This is a genomic window from Devosia sp. J20-27, from assembly GCF_055808595.1.
In genome coordinates, this window is the sequence record NZ_CM147875.1 from 1,214,481 (window position 1) to 1,234,022 (window position 19,542).

At 65.7% G+C, this 19,542-nt stretch carries 20 protein-coding genes; 12 read left to right on the forward strand and 8 right to left on the reverse strand.

Annotation, left to right across the window (positions count from 1 at the left end):
* Positions 1-19: 19 nt before the first annotated feature.
* Complete coding sequence (gene leuC / locus AC0L4C_RS05950; RefSeq protein WP_473402705.1) at positions 20-1,426, forward strand: 3-isopropylmalate dehydratase large subunit; 1,407 nt, start codon at positions 20-22, stop codon at positions 1,424-1,426.
* Positions 1,427-1,491: 65 nt separating this feature from the next.
* Entirely contained in the window at positions 1,492-1,845 is a 354-nt protein-coding gene (locus AC0L4C_RS05955) for a metallopeptidase family protein (protein WP_473403462.1), read from the forward strand.
* Between the two features lie 39 nt (positions 1,846-1,884).
* Here the strand turns inward: AC0L4C_RS05955 and AC0L4C_RS05960 are convergent, their stop codons facing one another.
* Entirely contained in the window at positions 1,885-2,184 is a 300-nt protein-coding gene (locus AC0L4C_RS05960) for a hypothetical protein (protein WP_473402706.1), read from the reverse strand.
* A 133-nt stretch (positions 2,185-2,317) separates the two neighbouring features.
* On the opposite strand from AC0L4C_RS05960, the gene AC0L4C_RS05965 reads away from it, so the two are divergent.
* Positions 2,318-3,526 (forward strand): GGDEF domain-containing protein, encoded by a 1,209-nt coding sequence (locus AC0L4C_RS05965; protein WP_473402707.1) that lies wholly within the window; start codon positions 2,318-2,320, stop codon positions 3,524-3,526.
* Positions 3,527-3,649: 123 nt separating this feature from the next.
* Here the strand turns inward: AC0L4C_RS05965 and AC0L4C_RS05970 are convergent, their stop codons facing one another.
* From AC0L4C_RS05970 to deoD, 4 genes are all read right to left on the reverse strand, one after another.
* Complete coding sequence (locus AC0L4C_RS05970; protein WP_473402709.1) at positions 3,650-3,943, reverse strand: hypothetical protein; 294 nt, start codon at positions 3,941-3,943, stop codon at positions 3,650-3,652.
* Between the two features lie 54 nt (positions 3,944-3,997).
* On the reverse strand, positions 3,998-4,783 hold the full coding sequence (locus tag AC0L4C_RS05975; RefSeq protein WP_473402710.1) for a COG3904 family protein: 786 nt from the start codon (positions 4,781-4,783) through the stop codon (positions 3,998-4,000).
* Entirely contained in the window at positions 4,780-6,102 is a 1,323-nt protein-coding gene (locus AC0L4C_RS05980) for a hypothetical protein (RefSeq protein WP_473402712.1), read from the reverse strand. The genes AC0L4C_RS05975 and AC0L4C_RS05980 overlap by 4 nt, the downstream gene beginning before the upstream one ends.
* A gap of 90 nt (positions 6,103-6,192) precedes the next feature.
* Positions 6,193-6,906 (reverse strand): purine-nucleoside phosphorylase, encoded by a 714-nt coding sequence (gene deoD / locus AC0L4C_RS05985; protein ID WP_473402713.1) that lies wholly within the window; start codon positions 6,904-6,906, stop codon positions 6,193-6,195.
* Positions 6,907-7,045: 139 nt separating this feature from the next.
* Between deoD and AC0L4C_RS05990 the strand changes: the two genes are divergently transcribed.
* The 7 genes from AC0L4C_RS05990 to AC0L4C_RS06020 all read left to right on the forward strand — a co-directional run bounded on the left by AC0L4C_RS05990 (position 7,046) and on the right by AC0L4C_RS06020 (position 12,998).
* Positions 7,046-7,843 (forward strand): siderophore-interacting protein, encoded by a 798-nt coding sequence (locus AC0L4C_RS05990; RefSeq protein WP_473402714.1) that lies wholly within the window; start codon positions 7,046-7,048, stop codon positions 7,841-7,843.
* A 76-nt stretch (positions 7,844-7,919) separates the two neighbouring features.
* Entirely contained in the window at positions 7,920-8,870 is a 951-nt protein-coding gene (gene argC / locus AC0L4C_RS05995) for an N-acetyl-gamma-glutamyl-phosphate reductase (protein ID WP_473402715.1), read from the forward strand.
* 133 nt (positions 8,871-9,003) lie between these two features.
* Entirely contained in the window at positions 9,004-9,609 is a 606-nt protein-coding gene (leuD, locus tag AC0L4C_RS06000) for a 3-isopropylmalate dehydratase small subunit (protein ID WP_473402716.1), read from the forward strand.
* Positions 9,609-9,998 (forward strand): RidA family protein, encoded by a 390-nt coding sequence (locus AC0L4C_RS06005; protein WP_473402717.1) that lies wholly within the window; start codon positions 9,609-9,611, stop codon positions 9,996-9,998. The genes leuD and AC0L4C_RS06005 overlap by 1 nt, the downstream gene beginning before the upstream one ends.
* Complete coding sequence (locus AC0L4C_RS06010) at positions 9,998-10,417, forward strand: GNAT family N-acetyltransferase (protein ID WP_473402718.1); 420 nt, start codon at positions 9,998-10,000, stop codon at positions 10,415-10,417. The genes AC0L4C_RS06005 and AC0L4C_RS06010 overlap by 1 nt, the downstream gene beginning before the upstream one ends.
* Positions 10,418-10,438: 21 nt before the next feature.
* Positions 10,439-11,533, forward strand: coding sequence for a 3-isopropylmalate dehydrogenase (leuB, locus tag AC0L4C_RS06015; protein WP_473402719.1), 1,095 nt, complete (start codon positions 10,439-10,441; stop codon positions 11,531-11,533).
* Between the two features lie 64 nt (positions 11,534-11,597).
* Positions 11,598-12,998, forward strand: coding sequence for a pyridoxal phosphate-dependent decarboxylase family protein (locus AC0L4C_RS06020; protein WP_473402720.1), 1,401 nt, complete (start codon positions 11,598-11,600; stop codon positions 12,996-12,998).
* A 4-nt stretch (positions 12,999-13,002) separates the two neighbouring features.
* Here AC0L4C_RS06020 and AC0L4C_RS06025 read toward each other — a convergent pair whose 3' ends face one another.
* A complete protein-coding gene (locus AC0L4C_RS06025; RefSeq protein ID WP_473402721.1) occupies positions 13,003-13,998 on the reverse strand; it encodes an LLM class flavin-dependent oxidoreductase in 996 nt (331 codons plus the stop codon).
* 167 nt (positions 13,999-14,165) lie between these two features.
* Entirely contained in the window at positions 14,166-15,977 is a 1,812-nt protein-coding gene (locus AC0L4C_RS06030; protein ID WP_473402722.1) for an ABC transporter ATP-binding protein, read from the reverse strand.
* A gap of 360 nt (positions 15,978-16,337) precedes the next feature.
* Here AC0L4C_RS06030 and AC0L4C_RS06035 point away from each other — a divergent pair, with 360 nt between their 5' ends.
* Together AC0L4C_RS06035 and AC0L4C_RS06040 are read left to right on the forward strand one after the other, a co-directional pair.
* Positions 16,338-16,919, forward strand: coding sequence for an acyloxyacyl hydrolase (locus AC0L4C_RS06035; protein WP_473402723.1), 582 nt, complete (start codon positions 16,338-16,340; stop codon positions 16,917-16,919).
* A 29-nt stretch (positions 16,920-16,948) separates the two neighbouring features.
* Positions 16,949-18,106 carry a geranylgeranyl reductase family protein gene (locus AC0L4C_RS06040; RefSeq protein ID WP_473402724.1) on the forward strand — a complete coding sequence of 386 codons (1,158 nt, stop codon included), beginning with the start codon at positions 16,949-16,951 and terminating at the stop codon, positions 18,104-18,106.
* On the opposite strand, the gene AC0L4C_RS06045 is transcribed toward AC0L4C_RS06040, so the two are convergent.
* On the reverse strand, positions 18,094-19,284 hold the full coding sequence (locus AC0L4C_RS06045; protein ID WP_473402725.1) for a BaiN/RdsA family NAD(P)/FAD-dependent oxidoreductase: 1,191 nt from the start codon (positions 19,282-19,284) through the stop codon (positions 18,094-18,096). The genes AC0L4C_RS06040 and AC0L4C_RS06045 overlap by 13 nt on opposite strands.
* Between the last annotated feature and the right edge of the window lie 258 nt (positions 19,285-19,542).

The window sequence follows — 19,542 nt, forward strand, 5'->3', positions numbered from 1 at the left end:
GAGCTGGATACCTCAGGCTATGGCCAGAACGCTTTACGACAAGATCTGGGACGACCATCTGGTCGGCACGAACGAGGATGGCACAGGCATCCTCTACATCGATCGGCACCTCGTGCACGAGGTGACGAGCCCGCAGGCGTTCGAGGGCCTCCGCATTAACGGCCGTACCGTGCGCCATCCCGAGCGGACGCTCGCCGTGGTCGATCACAATGTGCCCACGTCGGACCGCCGCTTCGGCATCGACGATCCGGAATCCAAGCTGCAGGTCGACACGCTGGCGCAGAACGCCCAGGATTTCGGCGTCGAGTATTTCAACGAACTCGACCGCCGGCAGGGCATCGTTCACATCGTCGGCCCCGAGCAGGGCTTTACGCTGCCGGGCATGACCATCGTCTGCGGTGACAGCCACACCTCGACGCATGGCGCTTTCGGCGCCCTGGCGCATGGCATCGGCACCTCGGAAGTCGAGCATGTGCTCGCCACCCAGACGCTGATGCAGCAGAAGGCCAAGAACATGCTGGTGCGTGTCGACGGCCAGTTGCCGCCGGGCGTCACCGCCAAGGATATCATCCTTGCCATCATCGGCGAGATCGGCACCGCCGGCGGCAATGGCCACGTCATCGAGTTTGCCGGCGAAGCCATCCGTTCGCTGTCGATGGAAGGCCGGATGACGGTCTGCAACATGACCATCGAGGGCGGCGCCCGCGCCGGCCTGATCGCGCCGGACGAGAAGACCTTCGAATATGTGAAGGGCCGCCCCCGCGCGCCGACCGGCAAGGCCTGGGACATGGCGCTCGACTACTGGAAGGGCCTCTACACCGATGAGGGTGCGCATTACGACAAGGTCGTGGTGCTCGATGCCGCCAAGCTGCCACCAATCGTCTCCTGGGGCTCGTCGCCCGAGGACGTGATCTCGGTCAACGGGGTGGTACCCAATCCCGACGACATCGAGGACGCCAACAAGCGCGCCTCCAAATGGCGGGCGCTCGAATATATGGGGCTGACCCCCGGCACCAGGATCACCGATATCGCGGTGGAACGGGTGTTCCTCGGGTCGTGCACCAATGGCCGTATCGAGGATCTGCGGGCCGCAGCAGCGGTGGTCAAGGGCCACAAGGTCAACCCGGCGGTCAGCGCCATGGTCGTGCCGGGCTCGGGTCTGGTCAAGGAACAGGCGGAAGCCGAGGGCCTCGACGTGATTTTCAAGGACGCCGGGTTCGACTGGCGCGAGCCGGGCTGCTCGATGTGCCTGGCCATGAACGCCGACAAGCTCAAGCCGCAGGAGCGCTGTGCCTCGACCTCGAACCGCAATTTCGAGGGGCGTCAGGGGTTCAAGGGTCGCACCCATCTGGTGTCGCCTGCAATGGCAGCGGCAGCGGCCATTGCCGGGCATTTCGTGGATATCCGCGAGTGGCCAAGCCACTGAGCCCGGTGCTCGAAGGACAGGACTGGGCGGCTCAGGCCGCCCCGTCACTCGATGATTTCGAGATCATGGCGGCCGAGGCATTCGCCCGGCTGCCGGACGAATTCCGGGCGCTGGTGGGCCATGTGCCGTGCGTCGTCAGCGATTTCCCCGATGCGGAAACGATCACCGAGATGGCGCTCGAAAGCGAGTTCGACATTCTCGGGCTGTTTCGCGGCGTCGGCCTGCCGCAGGGCGCCGGTAATCCGCTGACCGGGCAGTTGCCCAATCAGATCTGGCTCTATCGCCGTCCTATCCTCGACTACTGGGCCGAGCACGAGGAGACGCTGGGGGCGATCATCACGCACGTCCTCGTGCACGAGATCGGCCACCATTTCGGCTTTTCCGATGACGACATGGAAGCCATCGAAGCCGGCGACTGAGAGTCACCGGCCTGCAGGTCACCTTTGCGGCGAGGCGACTCAGTCGCGCGGCACGAAGTCGAACTCGGCCTCGTTGCCGCCCGACGGATCGTCGGAGACGCGGACGGCAAGGCCATTGGCCTCGAGGGCGGTGAACCAGTCATCCCAGCTCGACAGTTCGAAGCCGCCCGGACGATCCGGCCCCTCGTTCTCGTCGGTATTCAGCTCATATTGTCCAAATGTCAGCTGCAGCAGGGTGCGGCTGCCGGTCCCGTCCGGAACTTCGGCGAGCATCGGATTGCCACCGCGGGCGATGGCCCACTGACGGATTTCTTCGCGGGACTTGAGGATTTTGGACATATGACGCCTCTGCTGGTTGAACCTTTACCCTACGTAGGGAGCCGCGCTGCGGTTCCCAATACAGTGCAGGACATTAACCTGTTCTTGGCGGGATGTGCCTAGTCTGATTGCGGTACCATAGTAGGATAGATTCATGAGCGGCGCGGGTTTCATCCTCGCGATCAACCTGTTTGTGGCCGGGCTATTCGCCCTGGCCTTCCTGCTCGTTGGCCTGAACAACCGCTCCGACCGGGTGTCGTACTGGTTCGCGATGGCCTATGGCTTCGTCATTGTCTATCTGTCGTGCGAGTTCATCCTGCCCACGCAGGTCTATCCCAAGCCGGTCTATCTGCTGGGGTTCACGGCATTCTTCCTGACGCTGGCAGCGGCCGTGGTGGGTGTGGCGCGACGGTTCGGCGTGGCAGTGCCCTGGCCGTTGCTGGGTATGCTGCTGCTGGCCAGCTTCGGCGCCAACTGGATCGGCTACGACCTGGGGCGCGATTCACTCTTCCGCCAGTTTGCCTACCAGGTCCCCTATGCAGCCCTGCAGGGCCTTGCCGCCTGGCTGGTGCTGCGCTCTGGACGGCGGGAGGGGCTGGATCTTGCCATCCTGGCGACGCTGGTGCTCAGTGCGGTGCAGTTCCTCTCCAAGCCGCTGATGGCGGGCCTGCTGGGCGGTCCCGGCGACAGCCCGCAGACCTATATCGCCACGACCTATGCGCTCTACTCGCAGAGCCTGGGCGCCATGCTGCAGGTCGCCATGGGGCTGCTCATGCTGACGCTGCTGGTGCGGGACATGCTGGTGGAAGTTACTGCACGGTCCGAGACCGATCCGCTGTCGGGGCTCTACAATCGCCGCGGCTTCGAGCAGCGCGTCGAGCCGGGTCTGGCCGCCATGCGCAAGAGCGACCTGCCGGCGGCGATGGTGGTCTGCGATCTCGATCACTTCAAGTCGGTCAACGATACCTACGGCCACGACATGGGCGACCGGGTCATCACCGCCTTTGCCGGCATTCTCAAGCGCGTCGCCGCTGCCCGGATGACCGTGGCGCGGGTGGGCGGCGAGGAATTCTCGATCTTCCTCCCGGGATCCAACGCGGCCGGAGCGCGGCTCTTTGCCGAAGGCGTGCGGGCCGGCTTCGCCGCCCTGCCGGTGCCGGGGCTGCCGGAGTGGAAGCGCTGCACGGCGAGTTTCGGGGTGGCCGAATGGCAGAGCGGCGAAAGCGTTTCGGATCTGCGCCGCCGCGCCGATGCGGCGCTCTATGCGGCCAAGCGCAACGGCCGCGACCGCGTCTGCATGGCCGAACTGCCGGCCGATGTCATGCCGCAGCATCCCTATCCCTCGGCGGTTCACCGCATCTGACAGCAGACAAAAAGAAAGGCCGGACTGAAATCCGGCCTTGAGGCGATGTTGGGGGTCGAAGGGGTCGGTTGAGGCCTCCGAGGCGGAGGCGGGGGCGCACTCCGTCGGCAGCCATCCCGGCTCTTAGTTGAGATCCTTGCGTTCGATCAGTTCGAACTCATCGCCCTGCGAGACGCGCAAGGCGAGACGCTGGCGATCGAGTTCAGCCAGCCACGCTGTCCAGGACACCGGGCTCATGCCGTCGTCCTGGGTGGGGGTGCTTGCCGGCATGCCGCGACGCCGGGCAAAATTGAGGGTCAGGCGGGGGTGGATCGTACCGGAATGGTCGGCAATCCGCTTGATTGCCGGCAAGCCGGACTTGCTGGCGACCCAGTTCTGAATGTCCTGATGTCGCGTGAGTGTCTGTTTGGTCTGCATCTTGGGCCTCCTCTCCCGAGTGCAAAACGCACCCGCGCGGCGAAGGTTCCAGACTTAGTTTTCCAGTGCGGTGATCAGACGATAGTCGGTCATTTCGGCCGGCGTCAGGTAGTAAAGCCGCGCCGGCGGTGTCTCGAGCGCATGCAGCCAAAGCGCCGGGTCGACGCCTGCATCGGTGAGATACCGGGTGATGGTCGCTGTCGTCTTCTGGGCGTCCGACATCGCGGCTCCCGCCGCCCGCAGGCTGGCCGGCATGCTGTTGGCGGCGACATTGGCGTAAATCTGGTGCACGCCGATGGCGGAGCCCGCATCTGCCAGCCGCTTGATGCCACCGGCCAGCACCAGCGGGCAGGACGAGGCGCAGAGCGATCCCGCGGCCACCGAGGTGCTCAGTCCCTCCTCGCGGATCAACCGGCCCATTGCCAACGCGTCGTTGACCGAGCCGCCGGGCGAGTCGAGCGCCACCACCTTGACGTATTCGCGCACGGCTTCGAGCTCGGTGGCAAAGCGGGCGGCAGATCCGGCATCGATGGTGCCGGTCAGCTCCAGCGTGCCGCCACTGCCCAGCCTGACGTCGAGCGGCTGTCGCAGGGTGTCCTGATCCGTGGTGACAGCCGGTCCGGCCGGCGCGTCGGGCGCATCCGGATCGAAGGCGGGCAATACCGGCATCTGCGGCGCCGCCAGCAGCGGATCGGCCGCCTCGTTAAGCTCGCCATAGTCGACATAGAGCACTGCGGCGCAGCCGACGAGCATGACGTAGAACGCGGTGCGGATAATGGCGCCATCATCCAGCCCGGCAAGCCAGCCTGCCAGTCCGCGCCGCTTGATGGCCTGGGTCACGAGCGTGCCGGTCCGTCGCTGCGCTTGCCGCGCCCGACTTCGATCGGGGTGACGGTGGCGTCGGTATCCTTGGGCGCTTCGGGGCGCGTGGCGGCTTCGGCCGCGACGAGGTCATCCTCGGTGGGGCCGGGTTCGCGTGTCATCTGGCGATAGAGGGCGAGGGCCCGCAGCAGTTCGCCGGCGGTCATCGAATCGGCTTCGGCGGTATTGTGGGTTTCGCGGCGCATGGCGTCGTGCACGATCATCAGCACCAGCACCAGGACGACCGGCAGCAGATCGATGGATATGGCGCCGGCCCAGCTGGGGATGAAGTCGCTCCAGTAGCGCAGCACCGCTTCGGCCGAGCTGAGCGGCACGAAGCGCCGCGGCTCGACCTTGCCCTCGGCGAGGATTTCGTCGGCGGCCTGGGTCAGCGCTGCGGACTGCGCGGCAACCGAAGCGCGCACCGTTTCCATCACCTCGTCCTGGCGGCTGACCAGCGAGGCATTGCCGCCATCGGCGACCGGCGCGATGAAGCCGAGCGACAGGTCCTGGGCGGCGCGCTTGACCGACGGCGCCACGCCGGTCTCCTGCAGCGCCGAGATCACGGCATTGAGTTCCACCACCTCGGCGGCAAAGGCATCCGAGCGCGGTTCGATGGTACCGGTGCCGGAAACCAGCTCGCGCATCCTCGCCAGATGCTCGGAGCCTTGTGAAAAGAGCGCCGATACCTCGTCGCGGCTGGCGGTGATGGTGGTGCTGAGTTCGCCCATCTGGGCGCTCATCTGGGTCAGCAGTTGCACCACCGAGCCGGAGCCGGTGGTGCCGGTCAGGGCGCCGGAATTGCGTTCATCGGTGGCCAGCCGGGCAAAGCGCTCCTGGGCGCGCTGCACGTCGGGCAGCAGCGACTGCGCCGAGAGGGCGTTGCCATGGGCATCGTCGAGATCGGAGACATAGCCTTGCAGGGTCACGGCCAGGTGCTGTTCCAGCGCCGCCGAACCGGCCAGCGCGGCGGCGTTGAGCCAGCTCGACATGGCGATGATCATCACGCAGCCGATCGCCATCGTCAGGAACAGCGCGACACGCTGCACGCCCGAGATCACCAGCGGCACAAAGCGCAGCATGAAGCTCCAGAAGGCGTAGATCGCCACCGAAACCGCCGCCGAATAGATGATGGCGGCAAAGAACACGAATGTCGCCGTGCCATCGAGCAGGCTGCGGACGCCGAGGTAGGTGTAGACGCCCGATGCGAGCGCCAGCACCGCCAGCGCAAATCGCGTCATCGTCTCAATGCTCTTGACGGATTCACTGAGACGGGCGGCGTTGGTCTTGGCAAGCATGCGGGGGTCCCCTGTTAAGGGGATGTTAAGGGACAAAACGCGGCGGGATAAGGGCGCAACTGATCCCGCTCGCGTGAAGCCTGCGTGAGGTCAGGCGCCGACCGCCACGTCGAGCGCCAGGGCGACCATGTCCTTGAGCGAACTCTGGCGATCTTCGGCGCTCAGTTCGTCATGGGTGATCAGGCAATCGGTCATGGTGCAGATGGCGAGGGCCTTCACCCCGAAGCGGGCTGCCAGGGTATAGAGCGCGGCGGCTTCCATCTCGACGCCGAGGATGCCGTGCGCCGGCAATTTGCCATAGCCCTCAAGGCCGGGCTCGGCGTGGTAGAAGAGATCGGACGAGAACATGTTGCCGACGTGGTAGCGGAGCTTTGCTGCTTCGGCTTTCTCGACCGCCGAGCGCAGCAGGCCGAAATCGGCGATCGGCGCAAAATTGAAGCCCGGGAAGGCGTCGCGGACGATGGCCGAGTCCGTGGTGGCGCCCTGGGCGATAATCAGGTCACGCACTTTCACATTGGCATTGAGCCCGCCGCTGGTGCCGATGCGGATGAGGTTCTTGACGCCATAGGTATTGATCAGTTCGTGCACATAGATCGAAAGCGACGGCTGGCCCATGCCGGTCGCCTGCACCGAGACGCGCTTGCCATTCCAGGTGCCGGTAAAGCCGAGACAGTTGCGCACCGAATTGACCTGCCGGGCGTCGCCGAGGAACGTGTCGGCCACCCACTTGGCCCGCAATGGATCACCGGGCAGCAGGACGCTTTCGGCATAGTCACCGGGCTTGGCGTGATTGTGCGGGGTCATTGGCGGCCTCTCCGTATTTCCTCGTTCTGGTTGCTTACCGCGTGCAGCGGCGGCTTGAAAGCCCCCGAGCGGCGCCGACGGGTTGCCTCGGAAGGCCTCCGGGCATATTCATGATAAAAATACTCAGGAAAAAGATGTGATGGATAGAACCCCGGTCCGCCTGCGCCACGAAACCCGAATCCGCGTGCTCGATGTCACTGCCGTGACCGATCTGACGCCGCGCATGCGGCGTGTCACCCTGTCGGGCGAGCAGCTGGCGGGCTTTGCCAGTCCGGGCCATGCCGATCACATCAAGATCTTCTTCCCCGAGCCCGGCTGCGCCCCGGTCTTGCCGGTCGCCGGTCCGAACGGGGTGCAGTTTCCGGCCGATCAGCCGCGCCCGGCAATGCGCGACTACACGCCCCGACGCTTTGATCCGGTGGCGCAGACGCTCGACGTCGATTTCGTGCTGCACGGCGATGGTCCGGCAGCGAGTTGGGCCGCGCAGGCGGAAGTCGGCCAGCAGCTGGTCATTGGCGGCCCGCGTGGCTCGCAGATCGTGCCCCTGGCATTCGACTGGTACCTGCTGATCGGCGACGAAACCGGCATTCCGGCGATTGCCCGGCGGCTGGAGGAGCTGCCCGACGGCGCAATAGCGGTCGCCCTCATCGAGATTGCCGACGATGCCGAACGCCAACCGCTGGAGACACGCGCTGCATTGCAGACCCACTGGGTGTCGCGACAGGGCCCAGCTGCCGGCGATCCAGCGCCGCTTCTGACGCAAGTCGCCGGCCTGGAACTGCCGGCCGGTGATGCGCATACGTTCATGGCTGCCGAGAGCGGCATTGTGAAAGCCCTGCGAGCCCATCTGGTGGAGCAGCGCGGTTTCAACCTCGAGTGGATCCGGGCTGCTGGCTATTGGCAGCAGGGGGTTGCCGACGCACACGAGCCGCACTGAGCCCCATGCAACGGGTTTGCCCGGCGTCACTTATGACCTATATGACGCGCTTGGTCCCATGCGACGGAGGCAGACGATGGTTGCGAAGATTTTCATCGACGGCGAGGCCGGTACCACGGGGCTGCAGATCCGCGAGCGGCTGGCCGGACGGCGCGATCTCGAGGTGATTTCCATCGCCCAGGACAAGCGCAAGGACCTTGCCGAGCGCAAGCGCCTGCTCAATCTCGCTGACGTCGCCATTCTCTGCCTGCCCGACGATGCGGCCAAGGAGAGCGTGTCGCTGATCGAGAACGACACCACCAAGGTCATCGACGCCTCCACCGCGCACCGCATTGCCGACGGCTGGTCCTATGGCTTTGCCGAGATGGACAAGGATCAGTCTGCGGCCATTGCCAGCGCCCGGCGCGTCGGCAATCCCGGCTGCTGGCCGCAGGGCGCCATCGCCATGCTGCGGCCGCTGGTCGAGGCCGGTCTCGTGCCGCCGGACCTGCCGATCAGCGTCAGCGGTATTTCCGGCTATTCGGGCGGCGGCCGGCAGATGATCGAGGACTATGTCGCTCAGGGCGAAGGCGCCAACGAGTTCATGCCCTATGGCCTCACCTTCAAGCACAAGCACCTGCCCGAGCTGCAGGCCTATGCCAAGCTCGGCCGCGAGCCGCTGTTCACCCCGGTGGTGGGCAATTTCGCGCAAGGCATGATCGTCATGGTGCCGCTGCATCTCGACCAGCTTTCCGACGACGTCACCGGCAAGCAGCTGCACGCGGCCATTGCCGACCATTTTGCGGCGATCCGCGACGGCTTTGTCGAAGTGGCGCCTCTCGCGGAGGCCGAGCGCAGCGCCGAGCTCAATCCGGAAATCTACAACAACAGCAACACCATGCGGCTGCACGTCTTTGCCAATGACAGCAAGCGCCAGGCTGCACTGATCGCGGTCTACGACAACCTCGGCAAAGGCGCCTCCGGTGCCGCGGTGCAGAACCTCAACCTGATGCTGGGTGTGGCGGCCAAGACGTCGCTGGCGGCATAGGGTCGGTTCCGGGCACAGCGCACCGCCGGCCAGTGGTGCGCCGCCCCGGGCCGAACGCCTACATCTTTCGCCGCCCTTGACCGGGAACCCCCGATTGGCTCATTACACCGCCACCAAAAGGGGTTTTGCCGACATGGACAAATTCACCACGCTCACCGGGGTCGCGGCGCCGCTGCCGATCATCAATGTCGACACCGACATGATCATCCCCAAGCAGTACCTGAAAACGATCAAGCGCACCGGCCTGGGCTCGGCGCTGTTCTCGGAAATGCGGTACAATGACGACGGCTCGGAAAATGCCGCCTTCGTCCTCAACAAGCCGGCCTACCGGCAGGCCAAGATCATCGTCGCCGGCGACAATTTCGGCTGTGGCTCGAGCCGCGAGCACGCGCCGTGGGCGCTGCTCGATTTCGGCATCCGCTGCGTCATCTCCACCAGCTTTGCCGACATTTTCTACAATAACTGCTTCAAGAACGGCATCCTGCCCATCGTGGTGACGCCCGAGCAGCTGGCACTGCTGATGGACGACGCCGAGCGCGGCTCGAATGCCACGATTACCGTCGATCTGGAAAGCCAGACCATCAAGGGTCCCGATGGCGGCACGGTAACGTTCGACATCGACCCGGCCCGCAAGCACATCCTGCTCGAAGGCCTCGACGATATTGCCGCCACGCTCAAGCAGCACGCGATGATCGGCAGCTTCGAGAACAAGATGGCCGCCGAGAGGCCCTGGATCTGATGGTGCGCCGCATTTCAACCGGGTCGCCGTTCGAGGCGACTTTTGGCTATTCGCGCGCCGTCGTCGATGGCGATCGCGTGCATGTGTCGGGCACCACCGGCTATGACTATGCCACCATGACCATGCCGGAAACGGTGGGCGAACAGGCGCGCAATGCGCTCAAGACCATCGAGAAGGCGCTCAACGATGCCGGCGCCGATATCAAGGATGTGGTCCGCGTCACCTATTATGTCGGCGACCGGTCCTATGTGGACGAGGTGGTCAAGGCCGTCGGCCCGGTGTTTTCGGACATCCGGCCGGCCGCGACCATGCTGCTGGTCGGCATGATCGAAGAGACGATGAAGATCGAGATCGAAGTCGACGCCCGCATCGGCGCGCACAAGAGCTGATGGTCGTCTACGCCGAAAAGCTCGACCCGACGACGGCCGATGTCGACGCGGTGCTGGCGGCGCTGGTGGCCAGCGAGAAGCTGGCTGGCCGTGATGCGGGGTATCAGCCCTACAGCGTGCTCCTGAGCGACGCGCCTGGTGGTCCGGTGACCGGCGGCCTCTACGGCTACCAGATCTTCGAGTGGCTGTTCATCCAGTACGTGGCAGTGCCGCCCGGCCAGCAAGGTCGCGGCATCGGCCAGGAGCTGATGGCACGCGCCGAAGCCTGGGCGCGCGACCGGGGCCTGGTGGGCCTCTGGCTTGACACCTTCTCCTTCCAGGCGAGGCCGTTCTACGAAAAGCTCGGCTTTTCCGTCTTCGGCAGCATCGACGAGCATCCGCGCGGGTCGAGCCGCTTTTTCTTGCAGAAGCGGCTCTAGCCGCCCAACCCCGAGATCATCATGTCCCAGAAACTGTTTCTTCTTCCCGGCGACGGCATCGGCACCGAAATCATGGCCGAGGTCGAAAAGCTGGTTGCCTGGACCAATAGCGAGCAGCTCACCGATTTCGCGACCGACAGCGGCCTGGTCGGGGGTTGTGCCTTCGACAAGTATGGCGAGGCCATCTCGGAAGAGGACATGGGCAAGGCGCTGGCCGCCGACGCGGTGATCTTCGGTGCCGTGGGCGGCCCGAAGTGGGACAAGGTGCCCTATGACAAGCGGCCGGAAGCCGGCCTGCTGCGCCTGCGCAAGGATTTGCAGCTGTTTGCCAATCTGCGTCCGGCCATCTGCTATCCGGCGCTGGCCGACGCCTCGGCGCTCAAGCGCGAGATCGTCGAAGGGCTCGATATCCTGATCGTGCGCGAACTGACCGGCGGCGTCTATTTCGGCGAGCCCAAGGAAATCACCGATCTGGGTGGTGGCCAGAAGCGTGCCGTCGATACCCAGGTCTACGAGACCTACGAGATCGACCGCATCTGCCGCGTGGCCTTCGATCTGGCCCGCACCCGCAACAAGCTGGTGCATTCGGCCGACAAGAAGAACGTCATGAAGTCGGGCGTGCTGTGGGACGAAGTCGCGCATGCCGTTGCCGCCGACTATGCCGATGTCGAGTTCCAGCACATCCTGGCCGATAACTGCGCCATGCAGCTGGTGCGCAATCCCAAGCAGTTCGACGTCATCGTCACGGACAACCTGTTCGGCGACATCCTGTCGGACGCGGCCGCCATGCTGACCGGCTCGCTGGGCATGCTGCCGTCGGCGTCGCTGGGCGCTCCCGACGCCAAGGGCATGCGCAAGGCGCTCTACGAACCCGTGCACGGCTCGGCCCCGGACATTGCCGGGCAGGGCATTGCCAACCCGATCGCCATGCTGGCCTCGTTCGCCATGGCACTGCGCTATTCGTTCAACATGGTGGAACTGGCCGCGCGGCTCGAGGGCGCCATTGCCTCGGTGCTCGGTTCGGGTCTGCGGACCGGCGACATCGCGCAGGACAACCGCAAAACCATCGGCACCGAAGAAATGGGCGCCGCCATCCGCAAGGCGCTGGCCGCCTGACGCATTAGCGTGTGCCGGCAGCGCTGATTTGCACTAGGCTCATCTCTCCTATGGAGGGATGAGCATGTCCGACTTGCTGCAGGCCCTGTTCGACGAGGCGGTTGAACACGCGGTTGCCTATCGCGACGGTGTCGGGACCGGGCCGGCCCGGCCCCTCGAAACCTATCACCAGCAGCGCGAACGGTTCGCTGCGCCCCTGCCCGAGACGGGCATGGACGCGCGGGCGATGCTGTCTGAGCTGGCGGAGATGGCCGGGCCGGGGCTGATGCCGACGGTGGGGCCGCGGTTCTTTGCCTGGGTGATGGGCGCCTCGCATCCGGCGGGCGTCGCCGCCGACTGGCTGGTCAGCGCCTGGGGGCAGAATGCCGGCTACCAGTCGACGGCGCCCGCCGCTGCGGCCATCGAGGAAACGGCAGAAGGCTGGCTGCTCGACATGCTCGACCTGCCGCGCCAGAGCGGCATCGGCTTTTCCACCGGGGCCACGGTTGCCAATGGCACCTGCCTTGCCGCCGCCCGGACCGGTACGCTGCTGGCTGCCGGGTGGGATCCCGATGCCGACGGGCTGTTCGGCGCGCCTCCGGTGCATGTGCTGATCGGGGCGGATGCACATTCGTCGCTGTTCTCGTCGCTGCAGCTGATCGGCTTCGGCCGCAAGCGGGTCATCACCATTGCCACAGACGATCAGGGCCGCATGCTGCCGTCGGCGCTGGAGACTGCCATTGCCGGGCTGAGTGGCCCCAAGGTGGTGATCGCGCAGGCCGGGCAGATCAACACCGGCGCCTATGATCCGTTCACGGAGATCGTCGCCATCGGCAAGGCGCATGATGCCTGGGTGCATGTCGATGGTGCCTTCGGGCTATGGGCCCGCGCCGTGCCCGCGCTCAAACAGCTGACGGCAGGTATCGAGGGATGCGACTCCTGGGTCACCGATGGCCACAAATGGCTGCAGGCGCCCTACGATTCCGGCTTCGCCATCGTGCGCGACAAGGACACTCTGATCGGGGCAATGGCACAGTGGTCGAGCTACCTGCCCTCCATCGCCCAAGGCGACCGGGTGCCCTCCAACTACGTGCCGGAATTGTCGCGGCGGGCACGTGGCGTGCCGGTCTATGCCGTGCTCAAGACCCTGGGTCGCGAGGGTGTCGTTGATCTCGTTGCCGGCCATTGCCGCATGGCGCAGCAGATGGCGGCACTGCTGGCCGGCGAGCCGGGCGTGCGCGTGGTCAACGCGGTGACCATCAATCAGCTGATCATCGGCTTTGGCGAAGGCGACGTGGCGGCGCGCAACGCCGCGACGGAAGCCGTCATTGCCAGGGTGCAAGCCGACGGCGTCTGCTATGTCGCCGGCGCCATGTGGCGCGGCGAGATGGTGATGCGCATCTCGATCACTTCGGGCAGCACCACCGAGGCCGATATCGCACTCTCGGCCGAGGCGATCATTGCGGCCTGGAGGGCCGTCCGTTGAGCTGTCAAAGCCCGAAGGCTTCGGCCAGCAGCCTATAGCTGCGCAGCCGCAGGGCATAGTCCCAGATGGTGGTGGTCACCATCACCTCGTCGGCGCCGGCCGCATCGGCGCGGCGCTGGATATCGTCGCGCACGGTTTCGGGCGAGCCGATGATCCAGAGCGGCGACTGGTTCTCGATGATGGCGGTTTCGCGCGCCGTGTAAGCATGTGCCGCTGCCGTCTCGGGCGACACCAGCTTGCGGATCTGCCCCGAATGGAACAGGGCCCAGCTGAGCGCTTGGGAGCCAGCGAGGAATTTTGCTTCCTCATCGGTCGGAGCGACAATGGCCGAGACGGCGAGGATGGCGCGCGGCTCGGGGAAGATGGCGTTGGGCTGGAAGGCCTTGCGATAGGCGTCGAAGGCCGGCCGGGGTGGCGTCGGGCTGAAATGAGCGGCGAACGAATAGCCAACCCCCAGTTGCCCGGCCGCCTCGGCACTGGCGCCGCTGGAGCCGAGCAGATAGATCGGTGGCAGGTCGACGCCTTCCGGCACCACGCGCACCTGCTCGAACGGATGCCCGGCGGGGAACGTCCCCTCCTCGAAAGCCAGCAGTTCGGCCAGCTCCTGCGAGAAGTATTCGCCACCGACGCTGCGCAAGGCCGACAGGGTGCGGCTATCGCTGCCCCCCGCGCGGCCGAGGCCGAGGTCGATGCGGCCGTCATTGAGGCCATTGAGGGTGCGATAGGTCTCGACCACCCGCAGCGGCACGTGGTTGGGCAGCATGACGCCGCCCGAGCCGACTCTGATGCGGCTGGTGGCGGCCGCGGCGGTGGCGATCAGCACCTCCGGCGAGGACGAGGCGATCGAGGGCATGCCGTGATGCTCGGCATACCAGAGCCGGGTATAGCCCAGCTCGTCCCCGAGCCGGGCGAGGTCGAGGATGTGGCGCAGGGCCTGCGGGGTCGTCGTACCCTCGGCAACGGGCGCGAGGTCGAGAATGGAAAGCGGGAGGCTGGACATGCAGCGTTATATCGGCACTTGGCGATGAATTGCCAGTGCGGGCGATGAAACTATATCGGTCGCGGCCCGTTGCTTCATGCAAGTTCCAGCGCCCTCCCTCAGACGTTGCGAACCAAATCAGTCTCCTCCCCTGCACGAACTGACCCCGGCAACTTGCCGGGGTCTCTTTATTCGGCCGGCATCAGGCCCTTGGTGAGTTCGAGCGCCTGCCGCTCGAACAGGCGGCGATAGATGCCGCCGTCGCGGCGCACCAGCGCCTCGTGCGTGCCTTCCTCGACCACCTTGCCGCCATCGAACACCAGCAGCCGGTCAAGGGCGCGGACCGTCGACAGCCGGTGCGCGATGACAATGGTGGTGCGGCCGATCATCAGCCGCTCCATCGCCTGCTGGATCAGCAGCTCGCTCTCGCTGTCGAGGCTCGACGTCGCTTCGTCGAGGATCAGCACCGGCGCATCGGCGAGAAAGGCCCGGGCAATCGCGACGCGCTGGCGCTCGCCACCGGAGAGCTTGACGCCGCGCTCGCCCACCATGGTCTCGTAGCCCTTGGGGAGGCCGATGATGAAGCCGTGCGCACTGGCCAACCGCGCCGCCTCGACGATCTGCTCCATGGTGGCGTCCGGCCGGGCATAGGCAATGTTTTCGGCCAGCGAGCGGTGAAACAGGATCGGCTCCTGCTGCACGATGGCGATCTGCTGGCGCAGCGACGCCTGGCTGACCTTGGCGATATCCTGTCCGTCGATGGTGATGCGGCCCGAATTGACGTCGTAGAGCCGCTGGATCAGCTTGACGAAGGTAGTCTTGCCCGAGCCGGAGTGGCCCACGAGGCCGACGCGCTCGCCCGGCGCGATCTCGACCGAGAAGTCGCGATAGAGCGGGGTGGCGTGGTTGCCATAGTGGAAGCCGACGGATTCGAAGCGGATGCGGCCCTCGCCGATCTGCAGCGGCACGGGGTCCGCGGCGTCCTTGATGCCGAGCGGCTCCTCATGGATGGCCACCAGTTCCTCCATGTCGTTGACGGCTCGCTGCAGGTTGCGGATGTGCATGCCGACATCGCGCAGATAGCCCTGCAGGATGAAGAACGTCGTCAGCAGCAGGGCGATGTCGCCCGCCGTCGCGAGACCCTGCTGCCACAGCACCAGCGAGGCGCCGATCAGGGCCGCCCGCAGGATCAGCAGCATGACGAACTGGCCGGTGCCGGCATAGGTGCCGCGTACCCAGGTGCGCATGGTGCGCTTGTGCCACTTGCCGACGACGCGCTGCAGCCGGGTTTCCTCGCGCTCTTCGGCGCCAAAGCCCTTGACCACGGCATTGCAGGAGACCGCGTCGGCAAGGGCGCCGCCCATCCGCGTGTCCCAGGCATTGGCAAGGCTCGCCGCCGGAGCGACGACGCCGACCGACAGCAGCACGGTGACCGCGACATAGATCAGCGAGCCGACGGCAACGATCAGGCCCATCACCGGCCAGATGGTCCACAGCATGATCGAGGTGCCGACCAGCATCATGGCCGAGGGCAGCAGCATCATGAGCAACTGGTCGTTGAGCATGTCGATGCCCCACATGCCGCGGGTGATCTTGCGCACCGTCGAACCGGCAAAGGCATTGGCGTGCCAGTCGGTGGAAAAGCGCTGCACCCGGTAGAAGGCATCGGTGGCGATTTCCGACATCATCCTGAGTGTCATCGGAATGATCGACATGAAGGCCAGATGGCGCAGCAGGGCGCTACTGATGCCAAGCCCCATCAGCAGCAGGAAGGCGGTCACCGCAGCATTCCAGGCGACTGTTTCGGTGGCCGCACCCATGGCGACGGCATCGACCAGCTGGCCGGCATAGAGCGGCGTCAGCACGTCGGCGAGCGTGGCCAGCAGGAAGGCGCCGCCGACGACGGACACCCGCACGGGCTGTTTGCGCCAGTGGGCAAAGGTAAAACCGAGGACGCGGCGAAAGGCATCACTGCGGATATCGAGTTTGAAGCGGGCCATGAAACGATCCGGTGGCGCGCAAGCGTCGAACCGGTCCCAGAAATGATTGAACTGAAAACAGGGGGTGCCGCGGTCCGTGGACCTCACAAGCAATGGCGGCGTCGGCGATACGAGAGGTCCGGTGGACCCCGGATGACCTACCGGTGCGGTCGGTGCATCAAGCCTCGCGGGGCGAACATGCGTTTGGTCATATGTCGCCCTCCTTGCTGCTCGTGGGTGCGCCCAAGCTTTCTAGGCGACTTGCCGATGGCTGTCCAGCGTGCGGCATTGGCACATCAGTTGACCAGAATCGGCGCCGCGCGGTTGACTTGAAAGGGTGGTCATGGCCTTGATGGCGCTCGATTTCGGGGTTCGGGTGCAATGACTAAAACGGTCGTCAAACTGGTTGTGGCTCTGGCGCTGGCGGTGTTTGCCGGCCGGGCAATGGCACAGGATGCCTATGATTTCGGTATCGACGAAGTGCGCGGCGGGCTGTTCTTCCACAGCGTGGACCATGCGCCGCCGAGCGCCTTTCTCGGCCTGATCGACACCAGCCGCCTCGAGGACGTCAATGTCGAGCTGCTGTTCAGGCCCTTCGACCTGGGCGATCTCAACTGGCTCGGCGCCATCCGTCCGCATTTGGGTGCCACGGTCAATTTCGGCGGTCTGGAAAGCCAGGTCTATGGCGGCCTGTCGTGGACGCACCACATCTTCGATGGCCCGGTCTTCATCGAGGCGAGCTTTGGCGCGGCGCTGCACAATGGCGCGCTGTCGGGCGCCACGCTGCCGGCGCGGAACCTCGGCTGTTCGGCGCTGTTCCGCGAGAGCGGCAGCATCGGCGTCAATGTCAGCGAGCAGGCCAGCGTCATGCTGACCGTCGAGCATTCGAGCCATGCCGGGCTCTGCGGCGCCAACAATTACGGCATCACCAATCTGGGCGTCCGCGCCGGCTGGAAGTTCTAGACCGGCTGCACGCCGCGCAAGGACCCACCATGACCGACATTTCCCATGACGTGATCGTCATCGGGGCCGGCCCGGCCGGAGCGCTGTGCGCCTATACGCTGCGCCGCCTCGGGCTTTCCGTGCTGGTGCTCGACAAGGCCAGCTTCCCGCGTCAGAAGCCCTGCGCCGGCGGGCTCACCATCAAGGCGCTGGCCCTGATGCCATACTCCGTGGCGCCGGTGCTCGAGCGGATGACGCGCGGGCTGGAACTGGGCTTTCGCACGCCGGGGGGCGACGTCTTCCGGCGGGCGCTGGGACGCGATCCGATCTGCACCTTCGCGGTGCGCGAGGCGTTCGACAGCTTCAATTTCGAGAAGATGCTGGAACTCGGTGCCGATTTCGAGACCATCGGCCGGATCGAGGCGATCACCGAGGCCAGCGACGGCGTCAGCGTCCAGACCGCCGGCAAGACCTTCCGCGCCGGCTACCTCGTGGGCGCCGACGGCGCCAACAGCAGGGTCCGCCGGCTGCTCAAGCTTGATGCCCATATCCAGCGCGGCTTTGCCCTCGAGGGCACCGTGCCCTATGCCGTGCTGGCGCAGGAGCCGCGGCCCGAGTTCTTCTTCGGCGTGGTGCGCAACGGCTATGGCTGGCTGTTTCCCAAGGGCGATCACGTCAATGTCGGCCTCTACACCACCGACGATAATCCTTCCCTCAGCAAAGACGCGCTGCGCGCCTATGCGCGCGAGCGGCTGGGCACGGATGCGGTCGAGCATGTGGTCGGCTTTCCGCTCGGCTTTGGCGGTGAACGGCGGATTCCGGTCCGCGACCGGGTGCTGCTGGCCGGCGATGCGGCGGGCTATGCCGAACCGCTGCTCGGCGAGGGCCTGCACAATGCCCTCAAGAGCGGCATCGCGGCGGCGCAGGCGATCTTCACCACCCGCGCCGGCGGTGGCCGGTTGCAGGAAGCCTATCGCCGGCAGGTGGCGCCGTTGATGGATGATCTGGTGCGCTGCCGGCAGATGGCGCGGCTCTTCTATCCGGACGTGTCGCGCGGCGCAGCGCTGGTGGGATTGGGCAAGCCCGCCCTGCTGCGTGGCTTTGCGGCGGGCAAGACCATGGTCGAGCTCACCAACCTGGCGCCGTTCTCGGCGTTGTTCCGGCCGGCGCATCCCAAGTCACTGGACGAGTTCGTTCAGGCGGCCTGACCGGCAGCCCAGCCCGACGCCCAGGCCCACTGGAAGTTGTAGCCGCCGAGCCAGCCGGTGACATCCACCACCTCGCCGACGAAATAGAGGCCGGGCACCTTGCGGGCAACCATGGTGGTCGACTCGAGGTCGCGGGTGTCGACGCCGCCCAGCGTCACTTCGGCGGTGCGGTAGCCCTCCGAGCCGGTCGGCTTGGTGGTCCAGTGCTTGAGCGCGTCGACGACGGCGGCGATCTTCTTGTCGGAAAAGTCGCCCAGCATGTTGGGGATGCCGATATCCTCGGCCAGCATCTGTGCCAGCCGCTTGGGCATGACATGGCTGAGCACCGTCTGCAGCCGCAGTTTCGGCGTTTCGCTGCGCGCCGTGGCCAGCAGCTTGCCGATGTCGAGACCGGGCAGCAGGTCGATGCTGATCGGGTTGCCCTCGCGCCAGTAGCTGGAGATCTGCAGGATGGCCGGGCCGGACAGGCCGCGATGGGTAAAGAGCAGGGCTTCGAGGAAGCTCTTGCCATTGGCCGTGGCCACGACGTCGGCGGAGATGCCGGCCAGTGGCTGCAGCCGCTCCATGATGCTGGGCTCATAGGTCAGCGGCACCAGCGCCGGCCGCGTCTCGGTGACCCGCAGCCCGAACTGCGTCGCCAGATGATAGCCCTTGGCGGTCGCGCCCATCTTGGGGATGGACTTGCCGCCCGTCGCCACGATAACCGACGCGGCAGTTACATTGCCGGACGACAATCCGACGGTGAAACCATCGCCCGTCTGCGCCACCGATTCGACGCCGGTGCCCAGCTCCAGCTTGACGCCGGCCTGCCCCATTTCGGCAGTCAGCATGTTGATGATCTGGCTGCTCGAGCCGTCGCAGAACAGCTGGCCGAGCGTCTTCTCGTGGAAGGCGATTCCGTATTTGCGCACAAGGGCGATGAAAGTGTCGGGGGTGTAGCGGGCCAGCGCCGACAGCGCGAAGCGTGGGTTCTCGCTTAGAAACCGGTCGCGGCCGACCTTGGTGGTGGCATTGATATTGGTGAAATTGCAACGCCCGCCGCCGGAGATGCGGATCTTTTCGCCCGGCGCCTGGGCATGGTCGACCAGCAGCACGCGACGGCCGCGCTTGCCGGCCTCAATGGCCGCCATCATCCCGGCGGCCCCGGCTCCGAGGATGACGACATCAAAATTTCTCATGGCGCTCTCATAGCGAGTTCATTGACTCTTTGCCAATCTGGCGTAGAAAGCCCGCCATTGCTTCGAGCTTTGGGCATTCCGCCGTGTTTCGCACTGCTGAAAATAGCCGATCGGTTGCGCCCCGGATGATCCGGTCGCACGCGCTTGCAGTCAAAACCACCAAAAAAACCCGCTGAGCCGATCCCCGGGCATCTCCCGCCGGGGAGAGGCCGGACGCTACGTGCCGCGGGCGCCATGCCCCGCGCGGGGGAACGGGTA